Origin of the sequence: Rhodococcus sp. NBC_00297 (assembly GCF_036173065.1) — a bacterium.
Classification (GTDB): Bacteria; Actinomycetota; Actinomycetes; order Mycobacteriales; family Mycobacteriaceae; genus Rhodococcoides.
In genome coordinates this window covers 3,000,785-3,023,110 of record NZ_CP108041.1, presented here as the reverse complement: position 1 = coordinate 3,023,110, position 22,326 = coordinate 3,000,785, and the positions used below count along the sequence as shown (strand labels likewise).

General features: G+C 68.0%; 22 protein-coding genes. 6 read left to right on the top strand and 16 right to left on the bottom strand.

Annotation, left to right across the window (positions count from 1 at the left end):
* Positions 1 to 5 precede the first annotated feature (5 nt).
* Positions 6 to 869, top strand: a complete 864-nt coding sequence (locus OG947_RS14540) for a type IV toxin-antitoxin system AbiEi family antitoxin domain-containing protein (protein ID WP_328812141.1) — start codon at positions 6 to 8, stop codon at positions 867 to 869.
* 21 nt (positions 870 to 890) lie between these two features.
* Here OG947_RS14540 and OG947_RS14535 read toward each other — a convergent pair whose 3' ends face one another.
* The 4 genes from OG947_RS14535 to mftF all read right to left on the bottom strand — a co-directional run bounded on the left by OG947_RS14535 (position 891) and on the right by mftF (position 5,857).
* Positions 891 to 1,385 carry a DUF779 domain-containing protein gene (locus tag OG947_RS14535; RefSeq protein WP_037184728.1) on the bottom strand — a complete coding sequence of 165 codons (495 nt, stop codon included), beginning with the start codon at positions 1,383 to 1,385 and terminating at the stop codon, positions 891 to 893.
* Positions 1,386 to 1,441: 56 nt separating this feature from the next.
* A complete protein-coding gene (gene adh / locus OG947_RS14530; protein ID WP_027504630.1) occupies positions 1,442 to 2,965 on the bottom strand; it encodes an aldehyde dehydrogenase in 1,524 nt (507 codons plus the stop codon).
* Positions 2,966 to 3,069: 104 nt separating this feature from the next.
* Positions 3,070 to 4,332 carry a transcriptional regulator gene (locus OG947_RS14525; protein WP_222650055.1) on the bottom strand — a complete coding sequence of 421 codons (1,263 nt, stop codon included), beginning with the start codon at positions 4,330 to 4,332 and terminating at the stop codon, positions 3,070 to 3,072.
* A 118-nt stretch (positions 4,333 to 4,450) separates the two neighbouring features.
* The gene (gene mftF, locus OG947_RS14520) at positions 4,451 to 5,857 is read right to left on the bottom strand and encodes a mycofactocin biosynthesis glycosyltransferase MftF (RefSeq protein ID WP_027504628.1); all 1,407 of its coding nucleotides are present in this window, start codon (positions 5,855 to 5,857) and stop codon (positions 4,451 to 4,453) included.
* A 437-nt stretch (positions 5,858 to 6,294) separates the two neighbouring features.
* Between mftF and OG947_RS14515 the strand changes: the two genes are divergently transcribed.
* Both OG947_RS14515 and OG947_RS14510 read left to right on the top strand, forming a co-directional pair.
* Positions 6,295 to 6,996 carry a GntR family transcriptional regulator gene (locus OG947_RS14515; protein ID WP_056441789.1) on the top strand — a complete coding sequence of 234 codons (702 nt, stop codon included), beginning with the start codon at positions 6,295 to 6,297 and terminating at the stop codon, positions 6,994 to 6,996.
* A gap of 133 nt (positions 6,997 to 7,129) precedes the next feature.
* A complete protein-coding gene (locus tag OG947_RS14510) occupies positions 7,130 to 8,716 on the top strand; it encodes an NCS1 family nucleobase:cation symporter-1 (RefSeq protein ID WP_056441786.1) in 1,587 nt (528 codons plus the stop codon).
* Here OG947_RS14510 and OG947_RS14505 read toward each other — a convergent pair.
* Positions 8,690 to 9,436 (bottom strand): GTP pyrophosphokinase, encoded by a 747-nt coding sequence (locus OG947_RS14505; RefSeq protein ID WP_081821128.1) that lies wholly within the window; start codon positions 9,434 to 9,436, stop codon positions 8,690 to 8,692. The genes OG947_RS14510 and OG947_RS14505 overlap by 27 nt on opposite strands.
* Positions 9,433 to 9,942, bottom strand: coding sequence for a GNAT family N-acetyltransferase (locus OG947_RS14500; protein WP_197027738.1), 510 nt, complete (start codon positions 9,940 to 9,942; stop codon positions 9,433 to 9,435). Before OG947_RS14500 ends, OG947_RS14505 begins: the two co-directional genes overlap by 4 nt.
* 65 nt (positions 9,943 to 10,007) lie before the next feature.
* Between OG947_RS14500 and OG947_RS14495 the strand changes: the two genes are divergently transcribed.
* Positions 10,008 to 11,510, top strand: coding sequence for a UDP-N-acetylmuramoyl-L-alanyl-D-glutamate--2,6-diaminopimelate ligase (locus OG947_RS14495; RefSeq protein WP_328812140.1), 1,503 nt, complete (start codon positions 10,008 to 10,010; stop codon positions 11,508 to 11,510).
* Between the two features lie 10 nt (positions 11,511 to 11,520).
* Here the strand turns inward: OG947_RS14495 and OG947_RS14490 are convergent, their stop codons facing one another.
* From OG947_RS14490 to OG947_RS14480, 3 genes are read right to left on the bottom strand one after another with little or no spacing between them, the layout of a single operon-like run.
* Entirely contained in the window at positions 11,521 to 12,621 is a 1,101-nt protein-coding gene (locus OG947_RS14490) for a HoxN/HupN/NixA family nickel/cobalt transporter (RefSeq protein WP_056441783.1), read from the bottom strand.
* A gap of 44 nt (positions 12,622 to 12,665) precedes the next feature.
* Positions 12,666 to 13,883 carry an MFS transporter gene (locus OG947_RS14485; protein ID WP_328812139.1) on the bottom strand — a complete coding sequence of 406 codons (1,218 nt, stop codon included), beginning with the start codon at positions 13,881 to 13,883 and terminating at the stop codon, positions 12,666 to 12,668.
* A 51-nt stretch (positions 13,884 to 13,934) separates the two neighbouring features.
* Positions 13,935 to 14,699: a glutamate racemase gene (locus tag OG947_RS14480; RefSeq protein WP_027504620.1), complete on the bottom strand. Its 765-nt coding sequence runs from the start codon at positions 14,697 to 14,699 to the stop codon at positions 13,935 to 13,937.
* Between the two features lie 113 nt (positions 14,700 to 14,812).
* On the opposite strand from OG947_RS14480, the gene OG947_RS14475 reads away from it, so the two are divergent.
* Together OG947_RS14475 and OG947_RS14470 are read left to right on the top strand one after the other, a co-directional pair.
* Positions 14,813 to 15,097 (top strand): hypothetical protein, encoded by a 285-nt coding sequence (locus tag OG947_RS14475; protein WP_027504619.1) that lies wholly within the window; start codon positions 14,813 to 14,815, stop codon positions 15,095 to 15,097.
* Between the two features lie 100 nt (positions 15,098 to 15,197).
* Positions 15,198 to 15,863: a hypothetical protein gene (locus OG947_RS14470; RefSeq protein WP_027504618.1), complete on the top strand. Its 666-nt coding sequence runs from the start codon at positions 15,198 to 15,200 to the stop codon at positions 15,861 to 15,863.
* Between the two features lie 61 nt (positions 15,864 to 15,924).
* Here the strand turns inward: OG947_RS14470 and tuf are convergent, their stop codons facing one another.
* From tuf to OG947_RS14435, 7 genes are all read right to left on the bottom strand, one after another.
* A complete protein-coding gene (gene tuf, locus OG947_RS14465) occupies positions 15,925 to 17,115 on the bottom strand; it encodes an elongation factor Tu (protein ID WP_027504617.1) in 1,191 nt (396 codons plus the stop codon).
* Positions 17,116 to 17,213: 98 nt separating this feature from the next.
* Positions 17,214 to 19,316: an elongation factor G gene (gene fusA / locus OG947_RS14460; protein ID WP_027504616.1), complete on the bottom strand. Its 2,103-nt coding sequence runs from the start codon at positions 19,314 to 19,316 to the stop codon at positions 17,214 to 17,216.
* A gap of 90 nt (positions 19,317 to 19,406) precedes the next feature.
* On the bottom strand, positions 19,407 to 19,877 hold the full coding sequence (gene rpsG, locus OG947_RS14455) for a 30S ribosomal protein S7 (RefSeq protein ID WP_027504615.1): 471 nt from the start codon (positions 19,875 to 19,877) through the stop codon (positions 19,407 to 19,409).
* Between the two features lies 1 nt (position 19,878).
* The gene (rpsL, locus tag OG947_RS14450) at positions 19,879 to 20,253 is read right to left on the bottom strand and encodes a 30S ribosomal protein S12 (protein ID WP_027504614.1); all 375 of its coding nucleotides are present in this window, start codon (positions 20,251 to 20,253) and stop codon (positions 19,879 to 19,881) included.
* A gap of 291 nt (positions 20,254 to 20,544) precedes the next feature.
* Complete coding sequence (locus OG947_RS14445) at positions 20,545 to 21,066, bottom strand: DUF3558 domain-containing protein (RefSeq protein ID WP_222645506.1); 522 nt, start codon at positions 21,064 to 21,066, stop codon at positions 20,545 to 20,547.
* Positions 21,063 to 21,596 carry a DUF3558 domain-containing protein gene (locus OG947_RS14440; protein WP_328812138.1) on the bottom strand — a complete coding sequence of 178 codons (534 nt, stop codon included), beginning with the start codon at positions 21,594 to 21,596 and terminating at the stop codon, positions 21,063 to 21,065. The genes OG947_RS14445 and OG947_RS14440 overlap by 4 nt, the downstream gene beginning before the upstream one ends.
* Positions 21,597 to 21,661: 65 nt before the next feature.
* Complete coding sequence (locus OG947_RS14435) at positions 21,662 to 22,324, bottom strand: TetR/AcrR family transcriptional regulator (protein ID WP_328812137.1); 663 nt, start codon at positions 22,322 to 22,324, stop codon at positions 21,662 to 21,664.
* Between the last annotated feature and the right edge of the window lie 2 nt (positions 22,325 to 22,326).

Genomic DNA, 22,326 nt, shown 5'->3' with positions numbered 1-22,326 from the left:
CGCCTGTGATCGATCGACTTCTCGCGCTCCACGACGGTGTCATCACCGCGACGCAGGCTCACGACGCCGGGATGAGCCAGGACGCGATCGATCGGCGCGTCCGAGCGGGCCATTGGCGCCGGGTCACGCGCGGTGTCTACGTCGCCTGCGACAGACCGTGGACGGACGCCGCTCGGGTGCGGTGCGCCGCGTACTGGGCCGGCGACGGGGCCGTCGTGACATCGGTGAGTGCCGCGTACTGGCACGGACTCGTTTCGGTTGCACCACGCATCGTCGATGTCACGGTCCCGCGCGGAGGACGGAGCAGGGCACCGTCGGGTGTCCGGGTGCGGCGACGGAACCTCGACCCCGCCGATGTGGTGGCGATGCGCGGAATCCGAGTCACGGCCTCGGGTCTCACGGTTCTCGAAGCGTCCGAGGAGTTGGGGATGGGCATCGTCGACGTCGCCTTGCGCGGGCGGATGTCGCCGGCGGTGCTCCGGCGCGCACACGATCGGAACCCTCGGCGACGGGGCGCCCCCGCGGCCGAGAAGCTTCTCGTGGCAGCGGAAGGAGGAACTCGGTCGGAGGCCGAGCGCCTCTTCGTCATCGTGATGCGCACCGGACGCATCACAGGGTTCCTGGTCAACTTTCCGTGGCGCGACTACGTGCTGGACTTCGTGTTCCTCGACGAACGCGTCTGCATCGAAGTCGACGGATGGGCCTTCCATTCGGACCCCACCGCCTTTCACCGAGACCGAACTCGGCAGAACGTCGTCGTCCAGGAGTGGACGGTGCTGCGGTACACCTGGCGCGACCTCACGCAGAGACCCGACGAGGTGATCGCCGAAGTCCGAGCGGCGCTCCGACGGTGCGCTGAACCGCGGTGACCGCGGCTCAGCGCACCCGACTCAACCCTGTATCGCCATCCCCGGCACCGGGCAGGCGTCGACGGCCTCGGCGACGACGATGGACTCGGTGGGGACGGGCGGGCGAGCGCCCTCCTCCCACTGCGCGCCGGTGATGGGGTCCTGCGACTCGAGTTCCGCGTTCTCCTCGGGGGTGTAGGCCCGCCCACGACTGAGGAACCGCAACCCCTCCGGCGTCTCGAGGGAGAAGCCGCTGCCCCGGCCCGGCACCACGTCGAGCACCATCTGGGTGTGCTTCCACGCCTGGAACTGCGACCCGGAGATCCACACCGGAACGGCGTCGCCGTCGCTCGGCAGGTCGTCCGCGACGGTGCCGACCTCCGCGCGCAGGTCGAGGAGCCCGAGCAGGACGTCGCGGTCCCCGACGATGAATTCGCCTGCGGGGTAACACATCGGCGACGACCCGTCGCAGCATCCGCCGCTCTGATGCATCATCAGCGCGCCGTGGAGCCCGCCGAGGCGACGGAGAAGCTCCATCGCCCCGGCGGTTGCTTTGAGCCTCGGAGGCGGTGCCGACCCGTGGTTCGGCTGCATCAGAAGAAGCCCTGAGCCTTCGGGGCGTAGCTCACCAGCAGGTTCTTGGTCTGCTGGTAGTGGTCGAGCATCATCTTGTGGTTCTCGCGGCCGATTCCCGACTGCTTGTAGCCACCGAAGGCCGCGTGGGCCGGGTACTGGTGGTACGTGTTGGTCCACACACGACCGGCCTGGATGTCGCGGCCGGCGCGGTAGGCGACGCCGCCGTCACGCGACCAGACACCGGCGCCGAGGCCGTAGAGCGTGTCGTTGGCGATCTCGATGGCGTTGGCGTAGTCGGTGAACGACGTGACCGAGACGACGGGTCCGAAGATCTCCTCCTGGAAGATGCGCATGTTGTTCTTACCGGTGAAGATGGTGGGCTGCACGTAGTAGCCGCCGTTGAGGTCGCCGCCGAGCTGCGCGCGCTCGCCGCCGGTGACGATCTTGGCGCCCTCGCCCTTGCCGATCTCGATGTAGGACAGGATCTTCTCGAGCTGGTCGTTCGAGGCCTGGGCGCCGATCATCGTCTCGGTGTCCAGCGGATCACCCTGGCGGACGGCCTTGGTGCGGATCGCGGCGAGTGCGAGGAAGTCGTCGTAGATGTCCTGCTGGATCAGCGAACGCGACGGGCAGGTGCAGACCTCGCCCTGGTTGAGGGCGAACATCGTGAAGCCCTCGAGTGCCTTGTCCTGGTAGTCGTCGTTCTGCGACAGCACGTCGGAGAAGAAGATGTTGGGGCTCTTGCCGCCGAGCTCGAGCGTCACCGGGATGAGGTTCTGCGAGGCGTACTGCATGATCAGGCGCCCGGTCGTGGTCTCACCGGTGAAGGCGATCTTCTTGATGCGCGGGCTCGACGCGAGGGGCTTGCCTGCCTCGGTGCCGAAGCCGTTGACGATGTTGAGCACGCCCGGAGGCAGCAGGTCACCGATGACGCTGATCAGGTACATGATCGACGCGGGTGTCTGCTCGGCCGGCTTGAGGACGACGGCGTTACCGGCGGCGAGTGCGGGGGCGAGCTTCCACACGGCCATCAGGATCGGGAAGTTCCACGGGATGATCTGGCCGACGACGCCGAGCGGCTCGTGGAAGTGGTACGCGACGGTGTCACTGTCGATCTCGGACAGCGAACCCTCCTGCGCACGAATGCATCCGGCGAAGTAGCGGAAGTGATCGATCGCGAGCGGGATGTCGGCGTTCAGCGTCTCGCGGATCGGCTTGCCGTTGTCCCACGACTCGGCGAGCGCGATGGAGTCGAGGTTCTCGGCGATGCGGTCGGCGATCTTGTTCAGGATGACGGCGCGCTCGGCGGGCGAGGTCTTGCCCCACGCCGGCGCGGCCTTGTGTGCGGCGTCCAGGGCGAGGTCGATGTCCTCGGCGGTGGAGCGCGCGATCTCGCAGAAGTTCTGTCCCGTGACGGGCGTCGGGTTCTCGAAGTACTGACCCTTGACCGGAGCGACCCACTCGTTGCCGATCCAGTTGTCGTAGCGGGCCTCGAAAGACATGGCGGCGTCGGGCGTACCCGGGCGAGCGAAGACAGTCATCGAACATGCTCCTTCATCGGTGATCCACCCCCACGGTCATCGGGGGCTGTGATGCAGGACACTAGAATGACGACGGTTGCATGACCGTTGCAGAGCCGACTCGGTCAGCCCAGCAGGGCGAGGCGAGCCTGGACCTGCCCGTACAGCGCCGAGGACGGGCTGAGCGTGGCGAGGTAGGCCGACCACGCGGCGGCGTCCTCGCGGCCGTGCACCGACGCCGTCCACCGCGCCAGCAGCACCGGGTCACCGGACCGCAGCAGCGCCGCCTGGACGCGCACTCGCAACTCCTCGCGGATCTCCGCGATACCCGGGGCGTACGACGACGGGAGCACCACGCCGGAGTAGAGCCGCAGCGCCGCGTCGACGTCCCCGCGGTCGAGAGCCGCCCGCACGTCCTCGACGTCCGACGACAGTTCCGCCACCAGTCGATAGGGCCGCGAGGCCACGCCATCGGCACCGAAAACCTTGCGCAGGCGCGACATCTCGGCTCGGACGGTGACCGAGTCCAGCTCGTTCTCGTCGAGCAGCGCGGCGAGATGGTCGGAGCTCAGCCCCTCGGGATGTGCCCGCAACAGCAGCAGCATCTCGGCGTGCCGTCCGGACAGGGCGACGCGTTCACCGCCGCGGACCAACGACGGGCGCCCGGCTCCGAGCACCTCCAGCCGGACTCCGGTGTCGAGATCGGGACGCGGGGACTCGAGCAGATGCAATCGCAGTTCGGACTCGGCCGCCGCCACCGTCGCGCGGACCAACGAGAGCACCTCGGGAACCGCGACGCGCGGACCGCCCGTGATGTCGATGGCCCCCAGGATGCGGCCGGTGACGGGGTGATGGACGGGAGCCGCACTGCAACTCCACTCGTGCACGGGCCGCGAGAAGTGCTCGGCCGCGAAGATCTGCACGCAGTGATCGATGGCCAACGCGGTGCCGGGGGCGTTGGTGCCCATCCGCCCCTCGCTCCAGTCGGCGCCCTCGGTGAAGTTCATGGCGTTCGCGCGATCCTTCGCCGCGGTGTCGCCCTCGACCCACAGCAGCCGGCCCGACGCGTCGGTGATGGCCACGAGAAGGCCGGTGTCGGCGGCGTCCTCGACGAGGAGCTTGCGCACCACGGGTCGGATGACGGACATCGGGTGATCGGCGCGGTACTGCGCGAGCGTGACGTCGTCGAGGAGATCGTCCGCACCACGATCGGGGTCGACGCCCATGTCGCGGCTGCGCAGCCAGGAGTCGAGAACGACGGACCGCACGGGCGACTGGGGATCGACGGGACGGGCGAGTCCCACGGTCGACAGGCCCGGCCCGACGAAGGTCTCGTGAGCGCGGGAGACGGAGCGCGCGAGCGTGGCGGCGTCGTCCCCGGGCCTCATCGCGACCCACGGATTGACCGTCACCACAGACCCCGCTTCCGTCAACAGCCTCGCCCGGCAGGTCGGCACACTCGACCGGCCTCCACTGTAACCCAGCTCACAGAGCGGGTGGCAGGGACTACTGGTTGCCGAGACGCGGCACCAGAGCACGGGGGTCGCGGTGCGACACGGCACCCACCCAGAGTCCGGTGCCGTAGGCGACGTCGTCGATGCGCTTGTACGCCGCGTAGCGCACCGGACCGAGGCCGCCCGGCTCCCGGTGCTCGACCCAGTCCCGCACACCCTCCGCCACCGCGATGGCCAGCGCCAGACGTCGGATGCGCCGGGAGAACAGCACGGCCACCAGCGTGACCGGCCAGTAGTGCCGCACCGCCGCGGAGGCCAACTGCCAAGCGCCCCCGACGGTTCCGCGTGCCGCGAACACCGCGGCGAGGCGAGTGGGGTGATCCAGATCGACGAACAGGCGCCGTAGGCGGACCACCGTGGTGATCAGCGTGACCAGCGCACCGACCATGCCCGCACGCGTCCCCGAGGCGGCCAGCAGCAGTGCGAGCAGGGTCGACCGCGCCATGGCCACGGGCGGCACCTTCCCGTGGTGGCGGGAGGCCAGCTCGGTGGCACCGGTACCGTAGAACAGCTTGCGGCCGAACCACTTTCGCAGAGTGACGCGGTGATCGTGGGCGACGCGGGCCACCGGCTCGTACCGCAGGCGCCATCCCGCGTCCTGCAGTCGCCAGCACAGATCGACGTCCTCGGCCACGTGCATCGCCTCGTCGAAGCCTCCGCAGTCGAGCACGGCCCGTCGCCGGGCGACGACCGCCGCACTGGGGACGTACGACACCGGGCCACCCGCGAACACCGGGGCCTCCCGGCGACCGAGATCGAGGGAGGACCGTGCGCGCTCGTAGCGGGCGAGCGCACTGCCCTCCGGCTCGAGCGCCACGATGCGCGGAGCGACCAGCCCGACGGAGGGGTCGGAGAAATGACTGAGGACGACTTCGAGCCAGCCCTTGCGCGGCACCACGTCGGAGTCGAGGAACGCGACGAAGTCGGTCGTGGCCGCGGCAAGGCCGGCGTTGCGCGCCGCGGACGGTCCCCGCGGGGCGTCGTGCCGCACCACCGCGACCGAGGCACACAGTTCGTCCACGGCGATCTCGGCGTGCCGGACGGGAACGCGGGACCCGTCGTCCACGACGATCACGCGGAGTCCACGCAGCGCGCGCATCAGCCGCAGCAGTCCCTCGTGGTTGTCGCGGACCGGGATCACGACCGTCACGTCCGCGGCGGACGGAGTGCTCATCGGCCGGGGGTTCGCGACACCGGAGTCGAGCAGTCGACGCGCCACCGTGGCGGAGTCGGGATCGGACACCCGCAGGAATCCGTCGCCGATCATCGCGGCCGCGGCGGGTGCCAGCATCACCATCCTGGTGGGCGATCCGCCGAGGAGAACTCGACCGTTCGAGAGAGTCCGCACTCGAGGATCGATACGCACTCCGAATCCATCGGGAAGACGACCGTCGCGCATCGGGTCATCGTAAGGGCCTCTCTCGGTATTTGTCATAAGTCGGGCAGGATCGGCCCGAACACCCGCCGACGCGGGAATCGCGCTGTGGTCCGTTCGAGGGACACCCGCCCCGCGCGCACCGTGCATCGGCGCTGCTCGGCGCGCCGTGACCCCGACCGGTCGGCGTGCCTGGTCTCGACTGTCAAGCGAGACTTGAGGTTCGCTCGGATCGAGCGGCCGCCGACCGGATCGTCCACGGCAGATCGACGTGCACCGGGGAGCCCGCGCCGCGAGCTCGGGCAGGCGAGCCGACTGCCCGGCAGCGGATCGATCGACCGGCGTCCGCCGACGTGAACGTTCACCAACTCTCGTCGCACCGATGCGGCGACACGCGAGCGTCCGACGACTCCCCCGGTTAGAGTCGCCATGTCCCGTCCCGGTTCGCAGAAGGGGTCACGATGCCGCCGCGTCGCCGCTCGGCCCTGCTCGCGAAACTGTCCCGCGACGTCGCGGGTGGTTCACAGGAGGAGATCCTCACCGAACTCCGCCGGGTCATCCTGTCGGGTGACGCCCCGCCGGGAACGCCCATTCCCCTGGGCGACGTCGCCGACGTGTTCGGAGTCAGCCGCATCCCGGTGCGCGAATCGCTGAAGACCCTCATCGGCGAGAATCTGGTGTCGCATCGACCCAACCTCGGATACACGGTCGCGCAGTTGACGTCTCAGGAACTGCGCGAGATGTACATCGTTCGGGAGGTGCTCGAGAACGCCGCCCTCGCGGTGGCGGCCGAGGCCGCCACCGACGGGGAACGGCGTCGTGCCGAACAGATCGAGCGAGACCTCCGATCCTCGATCGCGGACGACGATCCCCAGCGCTACCACCGGTTGAGCCGCGAGTTCCACGTCGCCCTCACCGCGCCGTCCCGGATGTACCGCCTGCTCCACATGCTCGACGTCGCGTGGAACGTCACGGAGCCGGTCCAACCGATGGTGCACGTGAAGGGTGCGGACCGCGCGGCGTTGAACGACGATCACAGCGTCATGGTCCGCGCGTTCGTCGACCGCGACTCGGCGGCACTCCTGGCGGCGGCAGGGCACCACAACGAGCGGCTGAACGACGTCATCGCGACGCTTCCGGCGGGTTCCGGCCTGCTCTCCTGAGCCGGAACCGGACAGACCGGACCCGGAAACCTGCCGGTAAAGAGATATATCGGTTTCGTCACGACACGGAAATACAACGGGCTCAGACTTCTCCGCAGCACCGACCACGGTCCGCACCAGCGACGGAGACACGATGACCGACACCATTCCGCACACCGGCCCGTTCGACCCGCCTCCCGGGTCCCGCTCCGGTGTGAACGATCTGATCGAGGCACACGGGTACGCCGGAGGCGGGTCGACAGCAGAGGGACATCCGGTGGGGGGTGGAGTGATCAAGGAGGGGTACGACCCGAGGCTCACCAACGAGGACCTCGCCCCGCTGCGGAAGCAGACCTGGTCGTCCTACAACATCTTCGCGTTCTGGATGTCCGACGTGCACTCCGTGGGCGGATACGTCACCGCGGGCAGCCTTTTCGCGCTGGGACTGGCCAGTTGGCAGGTGCTCGTCTGTCTCCTCGTCGGCATCTCGATCGTCTACGTCTTCTGCAACCTGGTGGCCAAGCCCAGTCAGGTCGCAGGTGTCCCGTACCCGGTGATCTGTCGATCGGTCTTCGGCGTCCTCGGGGCCAACGTTCCCGCCATCATCCGAGGACTGATCGCGGTGGCGTGGTACGGGATCCAGACCTTCCTGGCCTCCGCCGCGCTCGACATCGTGTTGATCAAGCTGTTCCCGGCGCTCGGTCCGTGGGCGGACCGAGACCTCCACGGCTTCGCGGGACTGTCCACTCTGGGGTGGGGCAGCTTCATGCTCCTGTGGGTCCTGCAGGCGGCGGTCTTCTGGCGCGGCATGGAGTCCATCCGCAAGTTCATCGACTTCTGCGGCCCGGCCGTCTACGTCGTCATGTTCCTGTTGTGCGGCTACCTGATTCACGAAGCCGGCTGGAGCGCCATCGACCTGAACCTCGGCGACGTCACCTACACGGGTTTCGCCGCGGTGCCCGTCATGCTCGGCGCGATCGCGCTCGTCGTCTCCTACTTCTCGGGTCCGATGCTCAACTTCGGCGACTTCTCGCGCTACGGAAAGAGCTACGCCGCCGTGAAGCGCGGCAACTTCCTGGGCCTGCCCGTCAACTTCCTGCTCTTCTCGATCCTCGTCGTCGTCACCGCGTCCCTCACCGTTCCCGTCTTCGGCGAGCTCATCACCGACCCCGTCACGACGGTGGCGCGCATCGACAGCACCTTCGCGATCGTGTTGGGCGCGTTGACCTTCACGATCGCCACGATCGGTATCAACATCGTCGCGAACTTCATCTCGCCGGCCTTCGACTTCTCCAACGTCAGCCCGCAGAAGATCAGCTGGCGCGCCGGCGGCATGATCGCCGCCGTCGGCTCCGTGCTCATAACGCCGTGGAACCTCTACAACAATCCCGACGTCATCCACTACACGCTCGAGACCCTGGGAGCGTTCATCGGACCGCTGTTCGGCATCCTCATCGCGGACTACTACCTCATCCGCAAGCAGAAGGTCATCGTCGACGACCTGTTCACCATGGACGAGAGCGGCACGTACCACTACGCCAAGGGCTACAACCCGGCCGCACTGATCGCCACCGCCGTCGGTGCCGTCTTCGCGATGTTCCCCGTGCTCACGGGCGGCACCCTCACCGGAATGCACACCGCGGCGCAGTACAGCTGGTTCATCGGCTGCGGCATCGGCTTCGCCCTCTACTGGGTGCTGGCCACGAAGACCTCGCTACGGGTGCGGAACGTCCCCGCCTGACCGCGGATCCGGCGCCAGTCCCGGCATGAGCGAGCGCAGGAACAGCTCCTCGTAGTCGGGGCCGGCGTCGGTGCGGGCGTCGCCGAGACGGACCACCTCGGCGTGCAGTCGCTCCATCGTGATGTCGAGCGTGCCCGCGGCCATCGCCGCCTCGCGCAACTCGTCCCGCAGGCGTTGCGGCACCTCACCGTCGTACTTGTAGAAGATCTTGTGTTCGAGACTCGCCCAGAAGTCCATCGCGATGGTCCGGATCTGCAGCTCCACGAAGACGTGCTCCGTGCGGTCGGACAGGAACACCGGAATCTCGATGGTGAGGTGGAGACTGCGGTACCCGTTGGGCTTCGGATTCGCGATGTAGTCCTCGAACTCGAGCACTCGGATGTCGCTCTGCGACGCCAGCATCTCCTTCACCGCATAGGTGTCGGCGATGAAACTACAGGTGATCCGGACGCCGGCGATGTCGAACAGACCGGCGCGAATCGCCTGGAACGTCAACGGAATCCCCTTGCGCACGGCCTTCTCGGCGATGCTGCGCGGCGTCTTCAGCCGCGACACCACGTGCTCGATGGGGCTGTAGGAATGCAGGTGCGTGAACTCGTCCTTCAGGATGTCGATCTTGGTGGTGAGCTCCTGCATGCCGAAGCGGTAGGACATCATGAAGCGGGTGAACTCGTCGCGCGCCGCGGTGAGGTCGAACACCACCGGCTCGTCCACGCTCATCGCGCGTCCTTCCGGAGAACCTTCTGCATCCGGAGGGACGCGGTGTCGTACCCCAGCGACTCGTACAGCCGACGCGCCGCCGTGTTGAAGCCGAAGACGTTGAGCCCGAGTACCGTTCCGCCGTTCTCCCGCACGGCGTCCTCCGCCAGGAGCATCGCCGCCCGGCCGAGACCGCGACCCCGGTACCGCTCGTCGATGGCGACGTCCCAGACCCACCAGTCGGTCGTGGTCGCGATCGACTGGGGCCCGATCCACAGTGACCCCACCACGGTCTCGCCGTCCAGCACGTCGTACACCTGATGATGCGGTGCCGGACGACCGTCGGGGAAGTAGGCGGAGAAACTCTGCTCGGCGTTGTCGGTCGCCTGTTCGAGGGTGTCACCCGCCCGGACGCGATCGGCGCGGTAGTCGCCGCGGCTGCGCTCGACCCATTCGGGAAGTCGATCGTCGGGCATGGTCCTCAGCACCACTCGGGCCTGCGTGGAGTCTCCGTCGGCTGCGCTCACCCCTCCAGTGTCCCGGGTGCCGCACCGAGGTGGTTGAGCGTTCTACTTTCGGGTACCGCATCCTGGTGAGTGTCGTGTCCCGCCGTCCGATCCGGCATGCCGGTGGCCAAGGGGCGAGGTCCCTCGTCGACGTCGCCGACCGCGCGGGCGGATCGGTCGCAGGTCCCGCCCAGCCGGTCACGGTGGACGATCTCTGTGACGATTCGCGTGCGGTGCGGCCCGGCGATCTGTATGTCGCGCTCCCCGGAACACGCTGGCACGGTCTCGATTTCGAGGAGGACGCCCAGCGCGCCGGCGCGGTGGCCGTGCTCAGCGATCGGCCCGGCACCCGGTTGCCGAGCATCGTGGTCGCGGATCCGCGGGTCGTCGTCGGTCCGCTGGCCGCATGGTTCCACGGGAGCCCGTCCTCGTCGATGGCCGTGTTCGGAGCGACGGGCACCAACGGCAAGACGAGCACGACGCACTTCCACCACGCCGGCCTGCGCGCCGCGGGTCATCGTGCGGGGATGATCTCCGGGGTGGCGGTCAGCGGCGCCGGCAGCGACGAGGCCCCGGTGCGCACCACTCCCGAGGCGACGGTGCTCCAACGCACGCTGTCGACGTTCGTCCACAACGGATGCACGGCCGCCGCCCTCGAGGTGTCGTCGCACGCCATCGCCCAGCACCGCGTCGACGGGGTGGAGTTCGCCGTCACCGCCTTCACCAATCTCGGCCGGGACCACCTCGACTTCCACGGCTCGATGGAGGAGTACTACCGGACCAAGGCCTCGCTGTTCACCCCGGACCGCACCGGACGGGCCGTCGTCATGATCGACGACGAGTACGGGCGGCGGCTCGCGTCGGAGTGCGCGGTGCCGACGGTGACGTGCTCGGTGTCCGATCCTTCGGCGGACTTCCGCGCCGATCGCATCGACTGCACGACGCATCGCACCCGATTCCTCGCCCGGACCCCGGTGGGCGACATCCCGCTCTCACTGCAGGTTCTCGGCCCCCACCAGGTGGCGAACGCTCTGGTCGCACTCGCCTCCCTCGTCTCCGGTGGGGTGGACGCGGAGCGTGCGGCCGCCGGCATCTCGGCGCTGCACAGCATTCCGGGCCGGTGCGAGACCGTGTCGGCCGGCCAGGACTTCACCGCCCTCGTCGACTACATGCACAACGTGTCCGGCCAGCGCGCGATCCTGCCGTACCTGCGGCGCATCACCCCGGGGCGCCTGATCCTGGTCATCGGGGCGACCGGTGACCGTGACGTGGGCAAGCGCGTCGAGCTGGGCACGGTCGCCGCGGCCTATGCGAACGACATCGTCGTCACGGACGAGAGTGCCAACGGCGAGGATCCGCACTCGATTCGCGCCGACGTCGTGCGCGGCGCCCGGTCCGGTGATCGGGGCGTCCGCGTGGTGGAGATCGCGGACCGGCGCGCAGCATTCCACCACGCCGTGGCGGACGCGGCGGCCGGGGACACCGTCGTCGTGGCGGGGCGAGGCAGCGACACCTGGCAGCACTTCGGCAGTCGAACCGTGTACTTCGACGATCACGCCGAACTGCACGACGCGATCGTCGCCCGATGACTGCCGCGGCTCAGCTCGCCGGCGTCTCCCGCTCGAACCGGTCGTCGATGCGCGCCGCCTTGTAGTAGACGATCGAGCCGATCCAGACCACCACGAACACGACCACCACGATCTGGCCCGCCAGGGTGAGATCCACTGCGGCCACCGCGTCCCAGATGCCGCCGGACAGTCCGAGTTCCTCACCGAGCAACGACAGGATCTGCACGGTGCCCACCACGAGGGCGAGGAAGATCGACAGGCCCGTCATCGTGATGTTGTAGTAGATCTTCCGGACCGGCGTGACGAAGGCCCAGCCGTACGCCTTGGACATGAAGACGCCGTCGAGCGTGTCCATCGTCGACATGCCGGCCGCGAACAGCACCGGCAGCGCGATGATGGCCATCGGCGGCAGGCCACCGGCGATGGCGCTGGTGCCCGCCACGGCGAGCAGACCGACCTGCGTGGCGGTGTCGAACCCCAGGCCGAAGAGCAGCCCCAGCGGATACATCTGCCACGAGTGGCTGATCATCCGGTCGTAGCGGCCGCGGAAGATCCGATTGAGCAGTCCTCTGCGTGCGAGGAGATCGTCGAGCGTCTCGTCGGAGAACTGTCCGCGCCGCGCGGCACGCCACATGCGCACGATGCCGACGAGGACGACCAGGTTCAGAGCCGCGATGAGGTAGAGGAACGTGCCGGAGACGAGGGTGCCGATGATGCCGCCGGTGTCCGCGAAAGCGTCCCGGAAGTCCGTCGCGCGCGATGCGGCGAACGCGATCGCGGCGACGAACGCGAACACGACCGTCGAGTGCCCGAGCGAGAAGAACAGTCCGACCGCCAGGGGCCGCCTGCCCTTCTGCAGCAGCAGTCGGGTGGTGTCGTCGATGGCCGCGATGTGGTCGGCGTCGAAGGCGTGCCGCATGCCCAACGTGTAGGCCAACACCCCGGCGCCCGCGTAGACGAGAGTGCCGTCCGCGCCGGTGAGGCCGTGGATCGCCGGGATCGAGTCGTAGTGCAGGAACAGGCCCCACCCGACGACGTGCAGCGCCACGAGCACTGCTGCCAGGCCCAGGAGCCGGGGGATCTCGTCGCGCGTGAAACGCGCACGTCCGGTCACGGTGTCGGCAGACGTCATGGGACACCAATATTCCTCATGGAACCCGTCCGCGCAGTGCTGGGTCAGACGCGCGCGGGTGAGCGGAGCACCGTCGTCGTGACGGCACCCGACGCCAGCGCCACGACGACCGCTCCGTAGACCGTCGCGGTGACGAGGAGACCGGCCGAGTGGATCGCCACACCCGCGACGATGGCCGGCACGCTGAAGGCGAGGTAACTCAGCACGAGCGTCGTGGCGAAGACACTGCCGCGATGCTCCGGCGGTGCGAGAGCGCCGATGATGCTCATCGCGCCGAGGAACGTCGCGCCCCAGCCGAACCCGGACACCGCGGTCCCGACGAAGTACAGCGGCGCCGCCGCGATGTGCAGCCCGACGAGATTCACCACGATGCCCGCGGCGAGAGTGAGTGCACCGGCGGTCATGGCCGTGCGCGGGAGAAGAGTACGAGCGGACGCGGCACCGATCGCTCCGGCCGTGAACATCGTGAAGATGTCCAGCCCGCCCACGACGGCGCCGCGGAGATCGAAGACCGTGCCCATGATGGACGGCCCCAGCGACAGGTGGAACCCGCCCAGCGACCACGTCGCGACGAGCGCGGGGACGACCGGCCAGAAGTGGGCACGGATCGACACGGGCAGACCGAGGGTCGGCGTCAGCACCCGCACGACGTGTCGACGGTCGTCGAAGCCTGCCCGGACCGCGGATTCCGGCACCGCCACGACGAGCGCCGTGAGGACGACCAGCGCGACGATCATCACGACGTACACGAGCGTCGTGGGGAACGGCGCGAACTGCACCAGCAGTCCGGCCGCGATACCGCCTGCTCCCAGCCCGAAGGCCGGTGCGACCGAGCTCACCAGGGGGCCGAGACGGTCGGTCGGCTGCAGATCGATGATCGCAGCGGTCAGGGCACCCATGGCCGCGCCGGCCGCCAGGCCCTGCACGACGCGCGCGGCGATGAGCCAGCCGACCCCGTCGGCGAACACGAAGACGACCTGGCTGGCGATCAGCACGAGCAGCGACGTCACGATCACGGGCTTACGGCCGAGGTGGTCGGACAGCGACCCGACGGTCAACAGGGCGGCGAGTAGTGCGAAGACGTACACGGCGAACACGATGGTCAGCGTCGACGCGCCGAATCCCCATCGGGACTGGTACACGGGGTACAGCGGGGACGGCGCCGCCGACGATCCCATGACGGTGAAGAACACGAGGGCCACCACCCAGAACGAGCGAACGGGGGTCATCCAGGACTGGGGTCGCACCTCGGTCGTCGTCACCGTGGGTCCAACTCCCCCCACCGACTCCTCATTCCCGGGACGGTGACGGCGTCAGAGCGTCGCGGGCACCGCGAGCGATCGCCCGGCCGCGAAGCGCAACGCACTGTCGGGGAGGGAACCGTCGCGTCCCGACAGGGTCACCGACACGCTCCCGTGTCCCTCACGCGGCGACGACACCTCGTCGAGGCGGCGCAGAGTCTGGGCCGCGACGGCCTCGGCGCTGTCGAACATCCGCACACCCGGCGGCAGCGCCGCCATGATCTCGTCCGCCACCAGCGGATAGTGGGTGCACCCCAGGACGATGCCCTGCACGTCGTCCGGCGTCCGCGCCGCTGCCGACGCGATGGCCGCGCTGACGGCCGCGAGATCACCACGGTCGATGGCATCGGCGAGCCCGTGGCACGCGACGGCCGACACCGTGCGACCCGACGCGAACTCCGCGATCAAGCGCGCCTGATACGACGACGCGGTGGTCGCCGCCGTCGCCCACACCGTGATCGAGTCACACTGCAGTGCAGCGGGTTTGATGGCCGGAACCGTCCCGACCACGGGGGTGGACCCCAGGGCCGCGCGGGTCGCGTCGAGCGCAATGACGCTGGCGGTGTTGCACGGCAGCACCACCACCTCGGCTCCACCGTCGACGGCGCGCCGCGCCGTCTCCACGACGTGCGCCTCCGTCCACGCGGTGGGCTTGGGTCCCCACGGCGCGTTGTCCGGGTCGAGGTACAGATGAAGGTCGAGCGACGGGCGCAGTCGACGCAGGCGGGCTGCCGTGGGCAACGACCCCAGGCCCGAGTCGATCAGCGCGACGTTCACGGTGACAATCTACCGCCCCGGCACCGGCCGACCTCCGGACGTCGGCGCGCGGCCACGATGGATGCGGGAAGGCCGGAGGCCGGTCGGAATGTGACAGAGCGCAGACTGAGCGGATGACCGCTCCGCTCGAGCCCGATGAGGCCGACCTCATCGCCGCAGCGGTGCTCGCGGTCCCCGGTGTGGCCGGCCTGCACTCCGGCCTCTTCGGTGAGGCCGTGACGCTGCTGCCGGGTCGACGCATCGAGGGCGTGGTGGTGGGGCACGAGTCCTGCGCCGTGCACATCACGGTCCGCTGTCCGGGAGATCCCGACTCCGTCGTCCACGCCGTCCAGGAGACGCTCGCGCGTGTCGTCCGGATTCCCGTTGTGGTCACGGTGGAGGATTTCGCCGTCGAGTGAGTCGGCGTCACAACGCTTTTCGGCACGGTTGCCGTCGCGACCCGAGAGGACGAGGGTTGCGCGCGCGCCGACGCGGGATCGGCGCGGAAACGGAACTCACATGATGCGCACGATCCTTCGCCGCACTGTCGGCACGACCCTCACCGCCCTCGTGGCACTCACGCTCGGAGCATCCCCTGCATCGGCCGCTCCGGGCGGTGCTCCGCCCATCGCGCAGGTGCGCACTCTCTCCGCCGGCGCCACGGTCACCGTGGTCGGCACGGTCACCACACCGCCCGGTGCCTTCGCATCGAGCTTCCTCGACGTCGGGTTCGGGATCCAGGACCGCACCGCCGGCATCTACATCAGCGCCTCGGCGCCCACCGACGTCGTGCCGGGTACATCGGTGCGTGTCACGGGGTCGCTCGCGGACCAGTCCGGACTTCTGGTGGTGCGACCGACGAGCATCGTGTCGCTGGGACCGGTCGATGCGGTGGCACCCAGACCGGTTGTGGTCCGCGTGGTCGGCGAGTCCACCGAGGCGTCGCTGGTGACGGTCGTCGGACGCGTCACGAGCGCCGTGGTGGACGATCTGCCGTACGGGTACAAGTTCACGATCGCGGACCGGACCGGGGAGACCACCGTCTTCGTCAACACGCAGACGGGCATCGACGTGAGCGCGATCCGCGCGGGGCAGACACTGCGCGTCACCGGCATGAGCAGCCAGTACGAGGACCACTACGAGATCGATCCGCGCTCTCCCGCGGACGTCGTCGTGCTGCCCTGATTCCACACACGCCGAACGGCGCCCACCCCGCAGGGTGAGCGCCGTTCGGTGTGAGGCGGTCTTACTTGTTGATCTTCGTGACGCGACCGGCGCCGACGGTGCGGCCACCCTCGCGGATCGCGAAGCGCAGGCCCTCGTCCATGGCGACCGGCTGGATCAGCACGACGGACATCTCGGTGTTGTCACCGGGCATGACCATCTCGGTGCCCTCGGGGAGGGTCACGACGCCCGTCACGTCCGTGGTACGGAAGTAGAACTGCGGGCGGTAGTTGTTGAAGAACGGGGTGTGGCGACCGCCCTCGTCCTTCGACAGGATGTATGCCTGGCCCTCGAACTCCGTGTGGGGAGTGGTGGTGCCGGGCTTGACGACGACCTGTCCACGCTCGACATCTTCGCGCTTGATGCCGCGGACGAGGAGGCCGACGTTGTCGCCCGCCTGGCCCGAGTCGAGCAGCTTGCGGAACATCTCGATGCCGGTGACCGTGGTCTTGGTCGACTTCTCCTTGATGCCGACGATCTCGACATCCTCGTTGACGTTGACCGAGCCACGCTCGATACGGCCGGTGACGACGGTGCCGCGACCGGTGATGGTGAAGACGTCCTCGACGGGCATGAGGAAGGGCTTCTCGGTCTCACGGACGGGGTCCGGAACCGAGTCGTCCACTGCCTGCATGAGCTCGAGAACCGACTCGGCCCACTTCTCGTCGCCCTCGAGGGCCTTGAGAGCGGAGACCTTGACGACGGGAGCGTCCTCGTCGAACTCCTGTGCGGCGAGGAGCTCGCGCACCTCCATCTCGACGAGCTCGATGATCTCGTCGTCGTCCACCATGTCGGCCTTGTTCAGCGCGACGAGGATGTACGGCACGCCGACCTGGCGAGCGAGCAGGACATGCTCGCGCGTCTGGGGCATGGGGCCGTCGGTCGCTGCGACGACGAGGATCGCGCCGTCCATCTGTGCCGCGCCGGTGATCATGTTCTTGATGTAGTCGGCGTGGCCGGGAGCGTCGACGTGTGCGTAGTGACGCTTCTCGGTCTGGTACTCGACGTGGGAGATGTTGATCGTGATACCACGAGCCTTCTCCTCCGGAGCCTTGTCGATCTGGTCGAAGGCCGACGCCTCGTTCAGGTCCGGGAACTTGTCGTGCAGAACCTTGGTGATTGCAGCCGTCAGCGTCGTCTTACCGTGGTCAACGTGACCGATGGTGCCGATGTTGACGTGCGGCTTGGTCCGATCGAACTTCGCCTTGGCCACTGTGTCCTCCTGGACTGTTATTGCCTGCGTTATGCAGCATTACGGATGTACTTACGGGTGGTGCGGTGTGACGGTGGTACCGGGTCCAGCTTCGGAGACTATTCTCCGGTGGCCTTCGCGATGATCTCCTTCGAGACGTTCGAGGGAACCTCTGCGTAGGAGTCGAAGACCATGGAGTAGTTCGCTCGGCCCTGGGTGCGAGACCGCAGGTCACCGATGTAACCGAACATCTCCGACAGCGGAACCAGCGCCTTGACGACACGGGCACCACTGCGTTCCTCCATGGCCTGGATCTGGCCACGGCGGGAGTTCACATCGCCGATCACGTCGCCCATGTACTCCTCGGGCGTGATCACCTCGACCGCCATGAGCGGTTCGAGGATGACCGGACCGGCCTTGCGGGCAGCTTCCTTGAAGGCCTGCGAACCCGCGATCTTGAACGCCATCTCGGACGAGTCGACGTCGTGGTACGCGCCGTCGAGCAGGATCAGCTTGACGTTCACCAGCGGGTAGCCGGCGAGAACGCCGTACTGCATCGCGTCCTGCGCGCCGGCATCCACGGACGGGATGTACTCGCGCGGGATACGACCGCCGGAAACCTTGTTCTCGAACTCGTAGGTCGCGCCGTCCTCGCCGATGAAGGGCTCGAGGCCGATGATGACCTTCGCGAACTGGCCGGAGCCACCCGTCTGCTTCTTGTGGGTGAACTCCTGCTTCTCGACGATCTTGGTGATCGTCTCGCGGTAGGCCACCTGCGGCTTGCCGACGTTGGCCTCGACCTTGAACTCGCGACGCATGCGGTCGACGAGGATGTCGAGGTGGAGCTCGCCCATGCCGCCGATGACGGTCTGGCCGGTCTCCTCGTCGAGCTTGACCGAGAAGGTCGGGTCCTCTTCGGCCAGCTTCTGGATGGCCGTGCCGAGCTTCTCCTGGTCGGACTTCGTCTTCGGCTCGATCGACACCTGGATGACCGGGTCCGGGAACGTCATCGACTCGAGGATGATCTGGTTCTGCGGATCGCAGAGCGTGTCACCCGTCGTCGTGTCCTTCAGACCGATCACGGCGTAGATGTGGCCGGCGCTGGCGGTCGCGACCGGGTTCTCCTTGTTGGAGTGCATCTGGAAGAGCTTGCCCAGACGCTCCTTCTTGCCCTTGGTCGAGTTGATGACCTGCGAGCCGGAGTCGACCTTGCCCGAGTACACGCGCACGTACGTCAGCTTGCCGAAGAACGGGTGCGTCGCGATCTTGAACGCGAGCGCCGCGAACGGCTCGTCGGCGGACGGCTTGCGGGTGAGTTCCTTCTCCTCGTCGCCCACGGCGTGACCGATGGTCTCGGCGACGTCGAGCGGGGACGGGAGGTAGTCGATGACCGCGTCGAGCATGGGCTGGACGCCCTTGTTCTTGAACGCGGAACCGCACAGGATCGGGTACAGCTCGGAGTTGACCGTCATCTTGCGAATCGCGGTCTTGACCTCGTCGATGGTCAGCTCGTCACCGCTGAAGTGCTTCTCCAGCAGTGCCTCGTCGGACTCGGCGACGGTCTCGAGCAGCTCGGTGCGGTACTGCTCGGCCCGCTCCTTCAGCTCCTCGGGGATCTCGACGGTCTCGTAGGTCTCGCCGAGCTTCGTCTCTCCGCGCCAGACCTTCGCGTTCATCTCGATCAGGTCGACGATGCCCTCGAAGCTGTCCTCTGCGCCGATCGGCAACTGGATGACCAACGGCTTGGCGCCGAGGCGATCCTTGATGGTCTGCACGGTGAAGTAGAAGTCCGCACCGAGCTTGTCCATCTTGTTGACGAAACAGATGCGCGGCACGTCGTACTTGTCGGCCTGACGCCACACCTGCTCGGACTGGGGCTCGACGCCCTCCTTGCCGTCGAACACGGCGACGGCACCGTCGAGGACGCGGAGCGAACGCTCCACCTCGACCGTGAAGTCGACGTGCCCGGGGGTGTCGATGATGTTGATCTGGTTGTCGTTCCAGAAGCACGTCGTGGCAGCAGACGTGATGGTGATGCCACGCTCCTGCTCCTGCTCCATCCAGTCCATGGTGGCTGCGCCGTCATGGACCTCACCGATCTTGTACGAGATACCGGTGTAGAAGAGGATGCGCTCGGTAGTGGTGGTCTTACCGGCATCGATGTGGGCCATGATGCCGATGTTGCGGACCTTGTTCAGGTCGGTCAGCACGTCCTGTGCCACGAATTCATCCCGCCTTGGTGTTGGAAGAAGTGAGTCGAAGGTTCAACGCTCGGGTGGCGCCGGATGTTTCCCGGCGCCCCCGAGACGCGATCACCAGCGGTAGTGCGCGAATGCCTTGTTGGCTTCCGCCATCTTGTGCGTGTCCTCGCGACGCTTGACTGCTGCGCCGAGACCGTTGCTGGCATCGAGGAGTTCGTTGGCCAGACGCTCGACCATCGTCTTCTCGCGACGAGCGCGGGAGAACGAGACGAGCCAGCGCAGAGCCAGCGTGGTGGAGCGGCCCGGACGAACCTCGACCGGAACCTGGTAGGTGGCGCCACCGACACGACGGCTGCGGACCTCGAGGGCCGGCTTGACATTGTCCAGTGCGCGCTTGAGCGTCACGACGGGATCGGTGCCCGTCTTCTCGCGTGCCTGCTCGAGAGCCTGGTACACGATGCGCTCCGCGGTCGACTTCTTGCCGTCCAGCAGGATCTTGTTGACCAGCTGGGTGACCAGCGGCGAACCGTAGACGGGATCGTTGATCAGCGGGCGCTTGGGTGCTGGGCCTTTACGTGGCATGTCAGCTCTTCTCCTTCTTGGCGCCGTACTTGCTGCGAGCCTGCTTGCGGTTCTTCACGCCCTGCGTGTCGAGCGAGCCACGGATGATCTTGTAACGGACACCCGGGAGGTCCTTCACACGACCACCGCGCACGAGCACCATGGAGTGCTCCTGCAGGTTGTGGCCCTCACCGGGGATGTAGGCGGTGACCTCGACGGACGTGGTCAGGCGGACGCGAGCGACCTTACGAAGCGCGGAGTTCGGCTTCTTCGGGGTGGTGGTGTACACGCGAGTGCACACACCACGGCGCTGCGGGCTGCCCTTCAGGGCAGCGGTCTTCAGCTTCGCGACCTTGTCGGTGCGACCCTTGCGGACCAGCTGGTTGATTGTTGGCATGAACCGGCTTTCTTCGTGTCGAGAAACAGGGATCTAGCAGTTGGGGCAAGAGAACGCTGCCCCTCACCCAGTAGTGCTTCCGCGGGCTTCGTGCACCCCGCGGTCGGGTGTGTCGCATACCCCCACACGGCAGCCGCGGTTCTTGCTCGATGGTGAACTCGAACACGGCTGTACCTCGCATAGGCACACAGACGTACCGGCTGGGCCGGGCACGACCTGTAACGGTACCCGGCGGCGCGCCTGATGGTCAAAACGCCCCTGCATCGGGTACAGGAGTTCACCCTTCCGTCGTCACGCCGACAGATTGAGCGACAGCTGCATCAACCGCGTGGCCGACTCACAGGGGTCGGTCGGGTTCCCCGGCCGATACTGCACCCACCAGCCGATGACCCCGGAATCGGGCGACTGCGCCGCCACGCCGCACGATGCCGGATCGTCCGGTTGACGGATCTCGAGGGCCTTCCGCGAGGACACCTCGACGTCGCTCACCGTCCACCCCATACGTTCGTTCGCCTCGCGCTCGGCCGCGAGCGACCCCGTCTCGAACCAGTCGAACGTCACCTTGACCGCGCCGCCCGGGCCGGTCAGGTCCCACCGGCAGATGGCCCCGATGAAGCCCTGGTCGATGGCGTCGCCGCCCACGACGTCGGCGATCTGCTCCGGCGTCACCGTGTCGCACTCCTCGAGGAGCGAGCGGAACTCGCCGTCCGCGCCACTCACGCCCGCCGCCACGGGCGTGCCCTCGATGGTCGACCCGCATCCGGCGAGCACCGCGGTGACCGACAGCGCCGCCAGAACGCGTCCGGCCCTCACTGCGCGCGCTCCGCGACGAGCGTCATCAGACTCTCGGCGACGGCGCACGGATCCGCGGTGGGAGCGCTGTCGGCGTACATGACGGAGAAGTGGACGAAGTCGTCGCCGTACTGCAGACCGTTCTCGCAGAGGTACGTCACACCCGTCGCGTTCTCGGATCGCGCCTCGAACCCCGGCCGACCCTCGATCTCGATGTCCGCTGCCGGTCGGCCGATCAGTTCCGACCCCATGCGCTCACGCCCGATCGGGCTCCCGCGGTACCAGGAGAAGCTGACAGAAGGGCCGGTCGGACCCGACACCTCCCACTCGCAGCCCACCGAGTTGCGGGTCACGATCGCGAACGACGGCACGGCGAACGCAGTGCGGACCTCCTCGTCGGACAGACCGCCGCAGACGCTGAAGAACGGGCCGGGTCCCTGCGACGCGGACGTGGACGGCGCGTCGTCGGTGGCGGCGTCGGAGTCGGATCCGCAACCGGTGAGCCCGAGCAGCACCACTGCTGCCACGCCGGCCCACCGCACGGAGTTCATGGCGGCAGCTTATCGGAGTGCGGACTGTCGCGAGTACGCCGAAAGTGCCGTGATGCGAGCGCCGATCACGACGGTTCGGACGTACTCGCGGTGGTAGTGGTGGCGTCGAGGGCCAGGGAGGCGTCGAGCACCGAGGCCCACACCTTCACGATCTCGGCGCGGCGGCGCGAGTCGTCGCTGAGCACGTCGGCGAGACCGAGCCCGCGGGCCAGGTCGAGGGTGGCCTGCACGAGTCGGTGGGTGCGCGGATCACTGTCGTCGGCGCCGAGGTGATCGACCGCCGTGCGGTGCGCCACGCGACCGAACTTCTCCTCGAGAGGCAGGACCCGGGCACGCATCTCGGGATCCGCGGCCGCGGCGGTCCAGACCTGCAGCGCGGCACGGAAGATGGGGCTCGTGTAGTAGTCGACCAGCCGGGTGACCACGGCCTCGGTCCGCCCGGCGCCCTGCGGGAGCGCACTGCTCTCGGCTCGCGCCTCCCCCATGCGCGTGTCGAACATGTACTCGAGCGCCGCGGTGATGAGGTCCTCCCGCGTCGGGAAGTGATGCTGGGTGGCACCGCGAGAGACGCCGGCCCGCTCGGCCACGACGGCGACCGTCGTCGCCGCCCATCCCTCGGTGGCGAGCGCGTCGATCGTGGACTCGAGCAGACGCAGTCGCGTGGCGCGGCTGCGATCCTGCTTCGGGCTGCGGGTGTCACCGACCCGGTGACGAGTGGGCACGGTCATGG